14 protein-coding genes and 1 rRNA gene are annotated in these 13,967 nt (G+C 56.1%); 9 read left to right on the plus strand and 6 right to left on the minus strand.

Annotated features, from left to right (window positions below; genetic code table 11):
• Positions 1 to 25: 25 nt before the first annotated feature.
• Positions 26 to 658: a lytic transglycosylase domain-containing protein gene (locus tag H559_RS0108725; RefSeq protein ID WP_028452392.1), complete on the minus strand. Its 633-nt coding sequence runs from the start codon at positions 656 to 658 to the stop codon at positions 26 to 28.
• A gap of 89 nt (positions 659 to 747) precedes the next feature.
• A complete protein-coding gene (locus H559_RS0108730) occupies positions 748 to 2,460 on the minus strand; it encodes a proline--tRNA ligase (RefSeq protein ID WP_028452393.1) in 1,713 nt (570 codons plus the stop codon).
• A 305-nt stretch (positions 2,461 to 2,765) separates the two neighbouring features.
• Between H559_RS0108730 and H559_RS23145 the strand changes: the two genes are divergently transcribed.
• The 5 genes from H559_RS23145 to H559_RS22185 all read left to right on the plus strand — a co-directional run bounded on the left by H559_RS23145 (position 2,766) and on the right by H559_RS22185 (position 7,098).
• Positions 2,766 to 3,227, plus strand: coding sequence for a type IV pilin protein (locus tag H559_RS23145; RefSeq protein ID WP_034640432.1), 462 nt, complete (start codon positions 2,766 to 2,768; stop codon positions 3,225 to 3,227).
• Between the two features lie 16 nt (positions 3,228 to 3,243).
• Positions 3,244 to 3,786 (plus strand): pilus assembly FimT family protein, encoded by a 543-nt coding sequence (locus H559_RS22180; protein WP_081412955.1) that lies wholly within the window; start codon positions 3,244 to 3,246, stop codon positions 3,784 to 3,786.
• Positions 3,777 to 4,481 carry a PilW family protein gene (locus H559_RS0108740; RefSeq protein ID WP_028452394.1) on the plus strand — a complete coding sequence of 235 codons (705 nt, stop codon included), beginning with the start codon at positions 3,777 to 3,779 and terminating at the stop codon, positions 4,479 to 4,481. Before H559_RS22180 ends, H559_RS0108740 begins: the two co-directional genes overlap by 10 nt.
• Before the next feature lie 15 nt (positions 4,482 to 4,496).
• Entirely contained in the window at positions 4,497 to 5,873 is a 1,377-nt protein-coding gene (locus H559_RS22915; protein ID WP_162143312.1) for a hypothetical protein, read from the plus strand.
• 97 nt (positions 5,874 to 5,970) lie between these two features.
• The gene (locus H559_RS22185; protein WP_162143313.1) at positions 5,971 to 7,098 is read left to right on the plus strand and encodes a prepilin-type N-terminal cleavage/methylation domain-containing protein; all 1,128 of its coding nucleotides are present in this window, start codon (positions 5,971 to 5,973) and stop codon (positions 7,096 to 7,098) included.
• Between the two features lie 108 nt (positions 7,099 to 7,206).
• On the opposite strand, the gene H559_RS0108765 is transcribed toward H559_RS22185, so the two are convergent.
• Positions 7,207 to 7,398: a tautomerase family protein gene (locus H559_RS0108765; RefSeq protein ID WP_028452397.1), complete on the minus strand. Its 192-nt coding sequence runs from the start codon at positions 7,396 to 7,398 to the stop codon at positions 7,207 to 7,209.
• 109 nt (positions 7,399 to 7,507) lie between these two features.
• Here H559_RS0108765 and H559_RS0108770 point away from each other — a divergent pair, with 109 nt between their 5' ends.
• Entirely contained in the window at positions 7,508 to 8,479 is a 972-nt protein-coding gene (locus H559_RS0108770; RefSeq protein WP_028452398.1) for a PhnD/SsuA/transferrin family substrate-binding protein, read from the plus strand.
• A gap of 404 nt (positions 8,480 to 8,883) precedes the next feature.
• On the opposite strand, the gene H559_RS0108775 is transcribed toward H559_RS0108770, so the two are convergent.
• On the minus strand, positions 8,884 to 9,666 hold the full coding sequence (locus H559_RS0108775) for a YdcF family protein (RefSeq protein ID WP_028452399.1): 783 nt from the start codon (positions 9,664 to 9,666) through the stop codon (positions 8,884 to 8,886).
• A 299-nt stretch (positions 9,667 to 9,965) separates the two neighbouring features.
• Here H559_RS0108775 and H559_RS19615 point away from each other — a divergent pair, with 299 nt between their 5' ends.
• The 3 genes from H559_RS19615 to H559_RS0108790 all read left to right on the plus strand — a co-directional run bounded on the left by H559_RS19615 (position 9,966) and on the right by H559_RS0108790 (position 13,123).
• Positions 9,966 to 11,681 (plus strand): vWA domain-containing protein, encoded by a 1,716-nt coding sequence (locus H559_RS19615; RefSeq protein WP_051279157.1) that lies wholly within the window; start codon positions 9,966 to 9,968, stop codon positions 11,679 to 11,681.
• A 67-nt stretch (positions 11,682 to 11,748) separates the two neighbouring features.
• A complete protein-coding gene (locus H559_RS0108785) occupies positions 11,749 to 12,315 on the plus strand; it encodes a sigma-70 family RNA polymerase sigma factor (protein WP_028452400.1) in 567 nt (188 codons plus the stop codon).
• Entirely contained in the window at positions 12,308 to 13,123 is an 816-nt protein-coding gene (locus H559_RS0108790; protein ID WP_028452401.1) for a hypothetical protein, read from the plus strand. The genes H559_RS0108785 and H559_RS0108790 overlap by 8 nt, the downstream gene beginning before the upstream one ends.
• Before the next feature lie 14 nt (positions 13,124 to 13,137).
• On the opposite strand, the gene H559_RS22635 is transcribed toward H559_RS0108790, so the two are convergent.
• Positions 13,138 to 13,401: a carbohydrate-binding protein gene (locus tag H559_RS22635; RefSeq protein ID WP_155845347.1), complete on the minus strand. Its 264-nt coding sequence runs from the start codon at positions 13,399 to 13,401 to the stop codon at positions 13,138 to 13,140.
• Positions 13,402 to 13,879: 478 nt separating this feature from the next.
• Positions 13,880 to 13,967, minus strand: a 5S ribosomal RNA gene (gene rrf, locus H559_RS23475); the annotation flags it as partial.

Genomic DNA, 13,967 nt, shown 5'->3' on the forward strand with positions numbered 1-13,967 from the left:
GTTCTGGGTATCAGGCTGCAGCTGCCTAGCGCTGCGCGAGATTTCCCGGCGGCGGCGCCCAGTCAAAATGACGCTTCCATGCGCCATACACCAGATTCGGGTATTCCGCCTTGCCAAGGCTGCCGTTGTAGCGGCCAAGAGCCCGGAACAGATCACCCTTTTCAATATCCAGATAGTGGCGCAGGATGGTGCAGCCATAGCGCAGATTGGTGTTGAGATCGAACAGATTCTGATCCGGCGTGCCGATCGCGCGCTGCCAGAACGGCATCACCTGCATCAGCCCTCGCGCGCCGACCACGCTGACGGCATAGCGGTTGAAGCCGCTTTCGACATGAATGAGGCCCAGCACCAGTTGCGGATCAAGGCCGGCGCGAGTGGCCTCGTACTGAATGGCGGTCAGCAGCTTGCGGCGCAGGAAGCCGTCCGTGTCGTCCTTGAAACGCGGCAGGCGGCCAAGGCGCTCGCTCATTTCGGCAATCCATGCTTCGCCCACCGCCGGGTTGTCGAACACCAGCTTCGGCTCGATACGGTCGGAAATCGAACGCTGCATGGCCGTGCGCACCGTATCGGCCAGCGCCTCTTCACGCTGCGCACCCGCCTGTGCCCCGCCAGCCAGCAAGACTGCCAGCAGACATACCCCGCTAATGTATCGCCGCATCACCATCTGACTACCTGCCTCCCAACCCCATACCCAGTCTTCTCATCGGAAGGCAAAAACCGGCACCACGCCGGTTTTCGCCACGATGCTCAGGCCAGCTGCTGCTGCACAAAGGCCGCGATCTCGGCAAGCGGCAGCTTCTGCACGTCGCCACCGGCGCGTGCGACATACTCGACCACGCCGTCCGCCAGCCCCTTGTCACCGATCGTGACGCGGTGCGGAATGCCGATGAGTTCCATATCGGCAAACATCACGCCCGGGCGCTCATTACGATCATCCAGCAGGACTTCGACGCCGGCCGCCTGCAATTGCGTATACAGCTGATCGGCGGCCACTTTCACTGCATCGCTCTTGTGATAACCGACGCCGACAATCGCCACACTGAACGGCGCCAGGCCCTTCGTCCAGATGATGCCGCGCTCGTCGTAGTTCTGCTCGATGGCCGCACCGACAATACGCGACACACCAATGCCGTAGCAGCCCATTTCCATGACCTGCTGCTGGTTGTTTTCATTCACGAACACGCAGTTCATCGCTTCGGAATACTTGGTGCGCAGCTGGAAGATATGACCGACTTCGATACCACGGCACAATTCCAGCTTGCCCTTGCCATCCGGCGACGGATCACCGGCGACCACATTGCGGATGTCGGCAATGATGGTCGGCTCCGGCAGATCGCGCCCGAAGTTCACCCCTGCCAGGTGGAATTTCGGCTTGTTGGCGCCGCAGACGAAATCACTCATGGCAGCGACGGTGCGATCCGCAATTACCTTGACATTCGCGGCCACGCCAACCGGGCCGATGAACCCCGGCGGGCAGTTCAGATGGTTGCGGATTTCTTCATCCGTGGCAAAGCGGAAGTCGCCCAGGCCGTCGAGCTTGCTGACTTTCACTTCGTTGAGGTTGTGATCGCCGCGCAGCAATGCCAGCACGAACTGGCCATCCACCGTCATCAGCGCGCAGGCCTTTACCGTTTTCTCGATACCCACGCCCAGCAGCTTGGCGACGTCTTCGCACAGCGTCTGTTTCGGCGTATCGACATCACGCATCGCCTCGGAAGCAGCCCCACGCGCTGTGGCTGGCGCCAGTGCATCGGCCAGCTCGACGTTGGCGGCGTATTCGGAATCCGGGCAGTAGGCCAGCAAATCTTCGCCGGCATCGGCCAGTACATGGAACTCGTGCGAACCAGAACCGCCAATCGCCCCCGTATCGGCCGCTACGGCGCGGAATTTCAGGCCCAGACGCGTAAACACACTGGAGTATGTCTTGTACATCACGTCGTAAGTGGCTTGCAGCGACTCGAAATTCGCGTGGAAGGAATACGCGTCCTTCATCACGAATTCACGCGCGCGCATCACGCCAAAACGCGGGCGGATTTCGTCGCGGAACTTGGTCTGGATCTGGTAGAAATTCACCGGCAGCTGCTTGTAGCTGCGCAATTCGCTGCGCGCAATGTCGGTGATGACTTCTTCATGGGTCGGGCCGAAGCAGAAATCGCGTTCGTGACGATCCTTGATCTTCAGCATCTGCGGACCGAAGACCGCCCAACGGCCGGTTTCCTGCCACAGCTCGGCCGGCTGCACCGCCGGCATCAGCAACTCCTGCGCGCCAGCCTTGTTCATTTCCTCGCGCACCACCGCCTCGACCTTGCGCAACACGCGCAAGCCCAGCGGCATCCAGGTGTACAGGCCGGAGCCCAGCTTCTTGATCAGCCCGGCTCTGAGCATGAGTTTGTGCGACAGAAGTTCGGCCTCGGAAGGCGCTTCTTTCAGGGTGGAGAGGTAAAGCTGGCTGGTACGCATGGTGAAATCCGCAAGGGGTGGACACATCCCGCTCCAGCGCATCGCGCGACACCGCACGAACACTGGCAGGAGCCGGTGAAATCAGGCCGCTGATTATAAGCCGGCCGGCCAGCAAGACCAAATCCGCACTCACGACTGAAGTGGCAATTCAAGCCAAATTCACCACATATCTGACGGGCGGCTACCGTTTGTCGGCACGCCAGTGCCGCTCTTCCGTGCACCATGCTGCCACGTTGCCACCTAGGGCGTACACCCTATACCATCGGACTCACAGTAAAAATTACACAGAACATCAGGAATCGATGATGAAGCAGACACCCCGCCAGCAAGGCTTTACCCTGATTGAATTGATGATCGTGATTGCCATCATCGGCATCCTGGCGGCAATCGCCATTCCTTCGTATCAGGAATACATCAAGCGCAGTCGACGCAGTGATGCGCATGCAGCCATTTCAGCAGTGCAACAGGCGCAAGAAAGATGGCGAGCCAACAACACAACGTACAGCGAGAATTTTGGCAAGCAGGGACTGAATCTGGATTCATCCTCTGACACGGTAGCAACGCTAGTTAGCAGTGAAGGCTATTACGATCTCACTATCACAAAGAACAGTGCAACAAGCGCATCCTATGAGCTGATAGCATCCGCCAAAGGAAAGCAGGCTTCGGACAAGCAGTGTCAGCAATTGATACTCAAAGTCAACAATGGTAATGCGGAGCGAAGCTCAAAAAACTCTGCTGGCGTTACCGCCACCACAGGTTGCTGGTAAAAGGGACTAGTACCTAATGAAAAAAACAAAAGGTTTCACGCTTATTGAACTGTTTGTCACAATTGCAGTTCTCGGCATCATTCTCGCTATCGCCATCCCAAGCTTTACCGACTGGCATAATCGCACCCGCCTTGAAAACGCAGGAAAAGAAATCACTACAATGCTGGCTCTGGGCAAAGGAGAAAGCCGGAAATTGGGAAAATCAACATTCATCCGGACCCAAAATGCGAACATGGACAACTGGTATCTAATGATATCAACCAGCAACACTTGCACACCAGGTAATGAGTGTGATTTGCGCAGCATGCAGGGAGGCTCTGCCTACCCCGGGATCAAACTGATCAATGCTAGCAGTTATCTTGATCAGACCGAATTTCCTAGCAACGACTCGCTGGTTGTCTTCAGAACAGGAAAACCAACGGCAGGAAAATCTTTCGAAGAAATCACTCTGGAGTCCGGAAAATACCAACTAACATTGCGCATCAGCCCAACCGGTGTAGTGACAAGCTGCATTCCATCCGGAAAAACCTTATTCGGGAAAATAAGCCAATGTGCCTAATTGTTAACAGCGGTGCATCACAAAAAGGAATGACGCTCATTGAGCTGATGGTCGCAGTTGCAGTCGGACTATTACTACTGAGCGTTGCGGCCAGCATTGGTCTTGGCAGTTTAAAAGACAGTAAAAATACCGCAGGCAATGCCAATGCAGTAAACAACCTGCAAGCCATTGTTCAAACCGTCGCACAAGAATTGCGCCGCGCGGGTTACAACGCGGACATCGACGTCGAAAGCGACGATAGCAGAACTTTCCGCAAAATCTGGTTTTTTGGCGGAACAGGCAACAGCGGTCACACTTCGGTAATTTTCCGCTATGACCGCGCGGCACCATCAACAGCCCTGACCCCGCCAGGCGATGGCACTGTCACACTTGCAAACAACGAAGTTCGCGGATTGTGCGTCAGTGGCGATACTGTACAGATTTTGACCAAAGCGGCAGCTTTGCAGCCATCTACTCCGGCCGGCGCAATAACTGGTTGTTACCCAAACTCCGCAGGTTGGGAATGGGAGCCCATCAGTGCACCGGATGGCCTAAAAATCACCAGCGCAAGTTTTCACATTATCGATACACTACTGACTGATGGGCGTGTGGCGGATAGCATAATCTTCAAGCTCAATGGCGTTGCCGCCAATGGCAACGCAGTCAACGCGCAAGAGCTGATTCAACTGCGAAACCGCCCATTCATTCAACCCTAATTACTCGGAGTCGTGATGACTAATTCGACTACGGCTTCCGCCTTGTCAGCATCAGTTTATATCCAGAAAAAGCAGCGTGGGGTTGCCGCACTACTGATTACCATCCTGATCGCACTAATAGCTACGACTGCTGTTTTTTACTCCAGCCGCGGCGCTGTACAAGTACAGCGCAATACAGCAGGTAACTACCAGCTCAGCATCGCCCAGCAAGCCGCAGAAGAAGGCGCAAGCCAGTTTCTTCGCCAAATTCAGGACGATATGGAATCGATTCAAAAATCCATTCAGGATGATCCCAACAACCCCAAGCCAGGGAAAATTCTAGAGAAGGAATCCACTCCAGCAGGTGCGACAAGTTGCATTCCTGGAGACGGCAACTTTCCTTATGACTTTGTAAAAGAATACCGTGCGGGGGAAACCGGTTCTGATCGTAAAACCTTCAAGGCAGATAAATTTGTAATTCCCGACACAGGATACCATGCGCCAATTGACAGCAAAGATACCCTGACTGCTTTGGGAATACAGCAAGGTTCATCTTGGCGAGTCCAAGGGCACATTGCAGGAAACCGTCTTTACATCCGCGCAGAAGGCTGTATGGGCGAAGATGACTGCAAGGCTGAAAAAGATTCCAAGGACACTCTTCTACCTCGTGCTGTCGTTCGCCGGGTAACCTTGCTCAAAGGCACCTTGGGCGTCAGCAGCTCAGCTCTGACTATCGGACAATACTACGATAACCGAACTGCGATTGCCGCCAAAGAGCCGACCCCGGGAAGCGGCTTGCCTCAATGCGCGGTTGCATATGGTGACAGTTACAGCCAAGAAGGTGCAGGACATTATTTTTGCAAGGCAAACAAAAATGGGGGCTCAGGATGTGAACCACAAAAAGAGCCTGGCCTGAAAAACAAGCTATTTGAATCATTCTTCGGAGGCATGAGCAAGGCCGAGCTGAAAGCCTCTCTGCCGGCAACGAATATTCTGGCAGGCTGCCCCACCGGAACAATCGATGTTGAAAAGGACAACTATTACTGGATCAATGGTGATATCAGTAATTGTACCATTTCAGGAGGCCCAGCCGTGGTTATCATCAATGGCACCGTCAGCGGCAGCTTCACAGCCACTGGCATGATTTACATGAACAATTTCAATCCACAAGGATCTGGCACCGTGACAGGAAAGTTGATCGTCGAGGGTTATCTTGATGCGGCCGCGCCAGGAACAATTATCAACGATGCAGGTGGTTTCCCAATCGCCAATGGCAAGAATGATGCCGAGCAAAGCCGCACGACCCATGCAGGGAATAGCTCGCTGGCTCTTTTTTACAAGGAATACAGTTTTCCGTCGCCCCCGGGCGGCCCCAAACTGGACGCGACATCTGGGAACTGGATTGACTTTTAATGCCCCGTCATATGCAACAAAAAGGAAATATACTTGGAATCCAAGCCATTGTAAAAACAATCGATTCCAGCGATGCAAAACCATGCAGGAGATCTTAATGAAAAAGCCCTACTCCGGCTTCAGCTTGATAGAAATATTAGTTGCGGTGGTATTACTTGGTCTAATTGCACTGTTTCTGGCACGCTTCAGTGCCATCATGCACCGCAACACCGCCGCAGCACAGGATCGCCAGGAAGCAACAGCGCTCGCGAATGGCATCATGGATCAAATACGCACCTATGCCCGCCTGCGCCAAGAACCTCCAGCCAAATTGAACAATGTCGCTCTGACAGAAAGTAATGCAGGGGCTAAAGCAACTGGCAGTGTGCAAGGTCAGCGTACTAATTACGTGCTCACTATCCAGTATGCAGATAAAAACAACAATCTTGCGAAACCCACTTGGAATAGCGCGTCGCCAACCTTGCGATTCAAGGCACAAGTCATGCTGGAATGGGCTGACGCCGAAGGAAAAATGCAATATGTCCTGCTTGCACAAGATGTGTATCAGCCCAAACAATCAGAAAAGTTGGCTGACCCACTTCCAAATGATGCCTGTGACACAGTAGCCAACTGGGAAGATACCAAATGTTATAAACAAGGAAGCTATCGTCGCCATAGTGACAAACTTTGGATTTGCCGCTCAGAAACAGGCTGCCCGGACAAAGCAGTCAATTCACCAGAAAAAAAACCATTATTGTGGGGCTACACAGGCAAAGACTGCAACAATGCAGCACCTACCGTCACCGGCGCACCAACGGATTTGATTGCATGCACTGCAGCCGTTGGCACCCCCCCTGGCAGCAGCGGAAATCAAGACCCAAATAATCCATCAAATCCACAAGACCCGCAAAATCCTGACAATCCAAACAATAAGCCATCTGGCAGCTACTTTATAACAAAAATTGCCATTCGAGTTTATGCCAGTAGCGGCAAAACACAATGCACACTACCGAAAATCACAGAAGGCAGTGGCTCTTGTGTTGTCCCAACTGGCACTGATTTGAGCAATCTCCTCCCAATAGCGGACTCAATAACCAAAGCATCATGTCAAATCAACAATGACAGCGCCAAATTTGAAGTAACATGCTCAAGCACAGGATCAAAGAAATCGGCAACCATTAAAGAAGCCGCATTGAAAACGGACCACCCCGACACCATCAAGTGGATGACATTTGACTTGCGGTAAAACACCATCGCCATCTTTATTATGCAGTAAATAATTCCAAAGCTAGGTCATACAAATGACCTGGCTTTTTTATTACACCATCAGAATCAGAACAGTGCAGGAGATAATTCAGCCATCCACCTCATCCAGCATCACCCCGCCCCAACCCCAGTTTTCCTCCTTCGTCTCCTCGATATTCACAATCACATATTCGCGCGGCTTGTTGGCGACCCGTTCCATCGTGGCCGTAAATTCTTCGACGATCTGCTTTTTCTGTTCACGGCTCAGTTCGCCGGCCAGGCGGATGTGGATATAGGGCATGGGGAACTCCTTGTTGGCAATCACTCGGAAACATCATCGACCTTTCACCGGCAGGTAACATTGCTCGCCTATCCTTGCGCGGCTTTCGGTCTACGCCAAGGATATTACGATGTTTCGCACTCTGCTTGCTGCCTCCCTGCTCGCCCTGATGGCCTCGGCCACTGCCAGGGCCGATGTCGTTTTCGGCTTCGTTGCCAGCCGTGGCATCGAACAGGGGCTGGAAGACTGGCAGCCCATCGCGGACGACATGGGCAAGAGCCTGGGACAGCGCGTGCGCCTCATGGCCGTGAAAGATGACAAGGAGCTGGCAGAGCGCTTCGCGCGCAACGAAGTGCAGATTGCCCGCGCCAGTACGCAGACCGCGCTGGACATGGTGGAAAATGGCCAGGGCGAAGTGTTCGCGCGGCTGGTACTTACCGGTGGCAAGAGCGAATACCGCTCGCTGCTGCTCACCCGCAAGGGTGGACCTGCCACACTGGACGCCCTCCTCGCCCAGCCGAAGAAGCTGCGCTACGCCAGCGGCTTCAGCGGTAACACGGCGTCCTACCTGATTCCGCAGTATCTGGCCTTTGCCAAGGGCAATGTGCTGGCCGAGCAGTATTTCAAGAGCATCAGCTACGGCAGCAGTCTGGACAATTTCAAGGCGCTGGTCGAAGGCCGTGCCGACGTCGCCGCCAGCAGCAGCGAGGAATTCGAAAAACTGTCCGAGCGCTTCCCACGCGATGCCGCCAAGCTGCAGATCGCCTGGCAATCAACGCCGTTCAGCTATGACCCGCTGGTGCTGCGCCGTGACCTGCCTGCCACACAACGCAGCAAGATTGCCCAGTTTTTCAATGACTACGGCCGCCGCGGCCCGGCGGCCACGCGCGAGCAGGAAAAGCTGTATTACGCCGATCAGCTGGCGGGCTTCCTGCCCTCCAGCAACCGCCAGCTGCGCGAGGTGACTGACCTGCAGCTGTTCTATGCGCTGTTCCGCCTCACGCTGAATTCGCAACTGGCACTGGATGCCCGCAAGAATCAGGAACGCGCGCTGTACCGCCGCTACGACCAGCTGGTCAGCATTCTGGGAGGCGCTTACTGAACATCCCGCTTTTTTCGCTAGACACGAACTTGACGAGCCGCGCTAAGCGGCTCTTTTTTTGCCTGCGGCACAACAATACCCACAACCCCATAAAGCCAAAAACCATGAATTCATTTGGCTATAAGCACATACCCATAAACTGGACCTACTTAGCAAGAAGGCTCAGCAAACAGTAATAATCGTCGTTCCCGCGCAGGCGGGAACCCGGCAAAACCGCGTGAATACTAGATACCCGCCTTCGCGGGCATGACGCACTGAGAAGGCTTGCTAATCAGGAAACCGGATTATTGATTTGCCCCTTCGATGTCTGCAGTCGCAAGAGCGCGCCTGCTCGCAATCAGCAACGCTCCGCGATCAAGCTCGTTCCTGCTGGAGCTCAGAGATCAGGAGTACGGGGCAAGATTTCAGTCATATTCGCCCAGCACCCAGGAGCTGAGCGAGGCAAAATACTCGCGAAACCAGGCGTTGTAGCGGATCGGCAGCGGGGTCTGCGCCCCCGCAACGGCTGCCGCACTATAGCCGTGCCGGCGGGCCAGCCCTTCGGCGCGCAAGGTATGGAAATCGCTGGTCACGATCAGGCTGTTCTGGCGAGCGACATCAATGCCGGCCGCCTGCAGCACCCGCTTGCTGTACCCCAGATTTTCCTCGGTACTGGTACTACGATCTTCCGCAAGAATGCGCTCGGGGTCGACGCCGTGGCGCTGCAAGTATTCTTGCATGGCCTGTGCCTCGCTGATCTCCTCGCTCCAGCCCTGCCCGCCGGACACGACCAGTTTCGCCTGCGGGAACTGCCCGGCATAGACCAGCGCGGCATCAAGGCGCAAACGCAGCATCGGCCCCGGTTCGCGCCCGTCCAGCCCGGAGCCGAGCACGATAATGGCAGCTGGCGCACGGGTCGCATCGGGCTGCGGATGGCGGGCCAGAGTCACAAAGAAGACGAGCAGGCTCAGCAGCCAGACGGTGAATAGCAGCAGCACAAGCCGCCATGCCGGGCGACGCCAGCGCCGGGCGTCCAGCCAGAGCAGCCAGCGCTCGCGAAACTGCAGCAGCAAGAGCACAACCAGCCCGAGCAAAAACGGGCCGATCGTACCGACATTCAGCTTGCCCAGCGCAAAGAAAACCACGCCATTGAGCAGCAGACAGCTAGCGGCGAGCAAGATCAGCAGGCGGAGGATGCGGGCGGGCATGCGATTTCTCGTGTGAAACGGGAGCGCCATTATCGCGCGCACACCCGGTTTGTGCACCCGCCAGCAGGCAACAATATACACCTCCATGTATATGCATACAGCCATTTACATAAAATGGCTTTATAGGCATACCCAACCCATCTGCATCACTCACAGTGAACCGCCATGCGTTGACCATTGGCCACGCTGACGAAATTTCCGCTGGTCCGGACTCGGCAGCAAAAAAAGTATGAAATCGTTAACCCGCTTTCGAGGCTTGCTACGTTTAATCACAGGCAAACCACTTCTGGAGATCCGCCATGAAACATTCAACCTTCACGCTTTCTCTGCTGGGCGCCAGCCTGCTGCTTGGCTGCACGACCGGCAAACAGGAACAAATCACCTCGCCTGTTGAAGCCCATGCCACACCATCCGAACGCAGCAAGACGGGAGCCTCCGACAATACCGGCAATACTGGCGTCAAGATTTCAGGTTCTGCTGAAATGGACCTCATGGTCACAACCACACGCGGTGAGGCCAAAACCATGGCTGCGCCCGTACCCAGGCCAGCCGTTGCCCCCGCTCCGATGTTCGTAGTGCAGGATGAAAATCGCGAAAACTATGCAAAGGTCGATGACCAGCCAGTGAAGTCCACTGCCAGCGATCCGGTATCAACCTTCAGTATCGATGTCGATACGGCCAGCTATGCCAATGTCCGCCGCATGCTGAAACAGGGCCAGCTGCCACCGCATGACGCCGTGCGTGTCGAGGAAATGATCAACTACTTCCCCTACGCCTATCCGCGCGTCAATAGCAGGCACCCGTTTACCGTGGATACCGAAATCGCACCGGCTCCGTGGGGGCGCGACAAGCAGCTGATCCGCATCGGCATCAAGGCGCAGGAAATCAGGCCGGCCGCCATGCCAGCAGCCAATCTGGTCTTCCTGGTTGATGTTTCCGGCTCGATGAACAGCCCGGACAAGCTGCCACTGCTGCAAGCCTCGCTGAAGCTGCTGGTCGACCGCCTGCGCCCGCAGGATCGCGTCTCGCTGGTGATCTATGCATCGGGCACCGGTGTCGTGCTGGAGCCGACCGCGGATCGCGAGCGCATCCGCATGGCCATCGACCAGCTGCGCGCCGGCGGCTCGACGGCAGGTGAAGCCGGCATCAGGCTCGCCTACCAGATGGCTCGCCGTGGCTTCATTCCGGGTGGCATCAACCGCATCCTGCTGGCTACCGATGGCGATTTCAATGTGGGCGTCAGCAATATCGACCAGCTCAAGCAGCTGGTCGAACGCGAGCGCGAAGCCGGCATCTCGCTGACCACACTGGGCTTTGGCACCGGCAACTACAATGACGCGCTGATGGAGCAGATCGCCGACATCGGTAACGGCAACCACCATTACATCGATTCGCTCAACGAAGGCCAGAAGGTGCTGGCCGAAGAAATGACCTCGACACTGGCCACCGTCGCCAAGGACGTCAAGATCCAGGTCGAATTCAACCCGGCCCAGGTCAGCGAATACCGGCTGATCGGTTACGACAACCGCATGCTGCGCCGCGAAGACTTCAGCAACGACAAGATTGATGCCGGCGAGATCGGTGCCGGCCACACCATCACCGCCATCTACGAAGTCACCTTCACCGGCAAGGCGGGCTATCTGGAGCCGCTGCGCTATGGCAAGACCAAAGCCGCGGGTATCGGCAAAGGTGACGAGCTGGCGCTTTTGCGCTTGCGCTACAAGCAACCGGAAAGCCACAGCAGCACCCTGATGGAAATCCCCTTGCGCAAGGCGATGGTGAAACCGAGTTTTGCAGCAGCCAGCAGCGAATTCCGCTTTGCCACCGCGGTTGCCGGTTTTGGTGAACTGCTGCGTGGCGGCAAGTACCAGCAGGGAATGAGCTACGGACAGCTGGCGACGATTGCATCCGCAGCACGCGGCGATGATCCTTTCGGCTATCGCGGTGAATTCATCCAGCTCGTCAATCTCGCCGGCAAACTGACACCGGGAGCGGTCAGCACTGTGGCTGAATGAGTGCAGCAAGCCAGACTGCATGGCAGATGGCTGGTACGCGGCAAGCGGGCGTATTAGAGTAGCTGCCATGCAGGCCAGACCCGATGAACACAGCGATGACAGCACCCTCATGCTCGCCTGGCGCAATGGCCAGCATGAGGCGTTTGCCATTCTGTATGAGCGGCATCGCAGCAGGCTGCTGCGCTTCCTGATTCATGAAACAGGGAATGCCAGCAGCGGCGAGGAAGTTTTCCAGGAAGTCTGGCTGAGCCTCATCCGCCAGCGCGACAGCTATCAGCCACTGGCTCGTTTCAGCACTTTCCTGCTTGGCATTGCCCACAGCAAACTGGTGGACTGGTTCCGGCGCAACGCCCGCCACCGCTGGGACAGCGATCTGGGTGCGGCGGAAGAACTGCCTGATCATTGCCCGCTACCCGATGCGCAGATGGATCAGCAGCAGCAGAAAATGCGCCTAGTCGCCTGCCTGCGGCAATTGCCCCCCGAGCAGCGCGAGGCCTTCCTGCTGAAGGAAGAGCACGAGCTTGGTCTTAACGAGATCGCGCAACTGACCAGCACGGCGGCTGAGACGGTGAAAAGCAGGGTTCGCTACGCAATCCGCAAACTGCGGGAATGCCTGGGAGGAGAACATGGCTGAGCAGGAAGACGCCTCCGGTCTGCCGCATGATGACGAATTGAGCAGGCTCTACAGTCAACTGGATAGCGTCAGACCCACAGTGCAGACCGACCGGATCATTCTGGCGGCCGCTCGCAAGACCATTGCGGCAGATCACGGCGGCACGCTGGCCAGGCTCAAGGAGATCGCGCTATGGCTGCTTGCACCACGGCACATTACCGCCATCGCCTCGCTCGCCGTCATCAGCTTTCTGGGGCTGATGGTCATCCAGCGGCCATTGCCGCAGCCGGAAGCAATCGATGAGCAGTCCCAGCCGGCTACACGTACCGAGACAGAGGCAGCCGGCACGGACAGCCAGCAGCCAGCCAGCACATTCGACAAACAAGCAGCCCAACCAAGCGATCAGGAACAAGCACAACCTAGATCATCCACTATCCGCAATCCGATCGCCGACAGAAAGAAGGAAAATACGGAGCCTGCTCAAGCGCGGCCTTCAGCGTTGGCTCCCGCCCCACAGGAAGCGATCCGCCCAATAGCCCCGCCCCCAGCTGAAGATAGAGGCATCTCCATCAACGGATCTGCCGAGATGGACTTGACGGTCACGGCCGGACGGGGAGAAGCAAAAACCATGGCAGCCCCATCTGCGCCAACAGCGCCAGATCCCGCCGAGTCCATCCTGCAAGACATCACCAAGGCGCTTGAACTGGGCGAGCGCGACACAGCATACAGACTTTACCTGAAGCTCAAGCAGCAGCATCCAGACTTCAAAATCCCACCGGCGCTGGAAGCCGAATTTGCCGGTCATGGCCAGCAACAATCCGGCAAGTGATACTGCAGTTTCGCTCAATAGTTCTTTGGCTTCTTGTGAGGAAACGGCGTTGCTGAAGGCTCGACCAACTCCCAGAGACTGGGGGCACGCTCTGGAGTCCAGCCCGCACGCTTGACGGCATCGTGTGATTGCAAAGCCACATAGAGACGTCCACGGTAAGTTACGTGTTCGCCTTGCGAATAATGCACGCCTTCACGCCAGGGCTGAGCCGCAAAAGCCGAAACGGCCAGCAATCCGGCAATGAGAGACAGAGCTGCATTCCGAATGATCTTTTTCATGACATGCCCTCAGGTTGAATGTGATCTGCATGAACCATATCACGGGCAAGCTGAATGAACTATGAAAGCACTCACGGTAGTCACAGGATAACGGCAAGGGGATACCTCCACAGTCCTTTGCCAGCATAGCCCCCAGCGCGATACCCTCTTCTGCGCCTCACCCTGCACTACCAAGCGCCAAGCAAAAAGCCCCGATCGTTGCTGAATCCCTCTTCGGTTTTATAGGTCTGCTTATCAATGGCATGACCCAATTCGGCGGATTCGAACATTAAGAGCCCCTTACTCAATACAATACAGATGCTTGAGTATGGAGTGCAGGCCAAGAAATGCACAAGGAAAAGTGAGCAGGAATGGGTATGTTCTCGCCCCCTTCCCCAGCATAAACCCCAGCGCGATACCCTCTTCTGCGCCTCACCCTGCGCTGCCAAGCGCCAAGCAAAAAGCCCCGACCATTGCTGATCGGGGCTTTCCATGGGGAGTCTGGCGATGTCCTACTTTCACACGGGCATTCCGCACTATCATCGGCGCTGAGGCGTTTCACCGTCCTGTTCGGGATGGGAAGGGGT

This window comes from Chitinilyticum aquatile DSM 21506 (assembly GCF_000430805.1).
Taxonomy (GTDB): Bacteria; Pseudomonadota; Gammaproteobacteria; order Burkholderiales; family Chitinibacteraceae; genus Chitinilyticum; species Chitinilyticum aquatile.

What these genes read in the sequence shown, in the direction of transcription:
- H559_RS22635 (WP_155845347.1), bottom strand. Translation starts at nt 13,401, where the DNA reads ATGAAAAAGATCATTCGGAATGCAGCTCTGTCTCTCATTGCCGGATTG.
- H559_RS19615 (WP_051279157.1), top strand. Translation starts at nt 9,966, where the DNA reads ATGAAACATTCAACCTTCACGCTTTCTCTGCTGGGCGCCAGCCTGCTG.
- H559_RS0108725 (WP_028452392.1), bottom strand. Translation starts at nt 658, where the DNA reads ATGCGGCGATACATTAGCGGGGTATGTCTGCTGGCAGTCTTGCTGGCT.
- H559_RS0108730 (WP_028452393.1), bottom strand. Translation starts at nt 2,460, where the DNA reads ATGCGTACCAGCCAGCTTTACCTCTCCACCCTGAAAGAAGCGCCTTCC.
- H559_RS0108740 (WP_028452394.1), top strand. Translation starts at nt 3,777, where the DNA reads ATGTGCCTAATTGTTAACAGCGGTGCATCACAAAAAGGAATGACGCTC.
- H559_RS0108770 (WP_028452398.1), top strand. Translation starts at nt 7,508, where the DNA reads ATGTTTCGCACTCTGCTTGCTGCCTCCCTGCTCGCCCTGATGGCCTCG.
- H559_RS0108775 (WP_028452399.1), bottom strand. Translation starts at nt 9,666, where the DNA reads ATGCCCGCCCGCATCCTCCGCCTGCTGATCTTGCTCGCCGCTAGCTGT.
- H559_RS0108765 (WP_028452397.1), bottom strand. Translation starts at nt 7,398, where the DNA reads ATGCCCTATATCCACATCCGCCTGGCCGGCGAACTGAGCCGTGAACAG.
- H559_RS22915 (WP_162143312.1), top strand. Translation starts at nt 4,497, where the DNA reads ATGACTAATTCGACTACGGCTTCCGCCTTGTCAGCATCAGTTTATATC.
- H559_RS22185 (WP_162143313.1), top strand. Translation starts at nt 5,971, where the DNA reads ATGAAAAAGCCCTACTCCGGCTTCAGCTTGATAGAAATATTAGTTGCG.
- H559_RS23145 (WP_034640432.1), top strand. Translation starts at nt 2,766, where the DNA reads ATGAAGCAGACACCCCGCCAGCAAGGCTTTACCCTGATTGAATTGATG.
- H559_RS0108785 (WP_028452400.1), top strand. Translation starts at nt 11,749, where the DNA reads ATGCAGGCCAGACCCGATGAACACAGCGATGACAGCACCCTCATGCTC.
- H559_RS0108790 (WP_028452401.1), top strand. Translation starts at nt 12,308, where the DNA reads ATGGCTGAGCAGGAAGACGCCTCCGGTCTGCCGCATGATGACGAATTG.
- H559_RS22180 (WP_081412955.1), top strand. Translation starts at nt 3,244, where the DNA reads ATGAAAAAAACAAAAGGTTTCACGCTTATTGAACTGTTTGTCACAATT.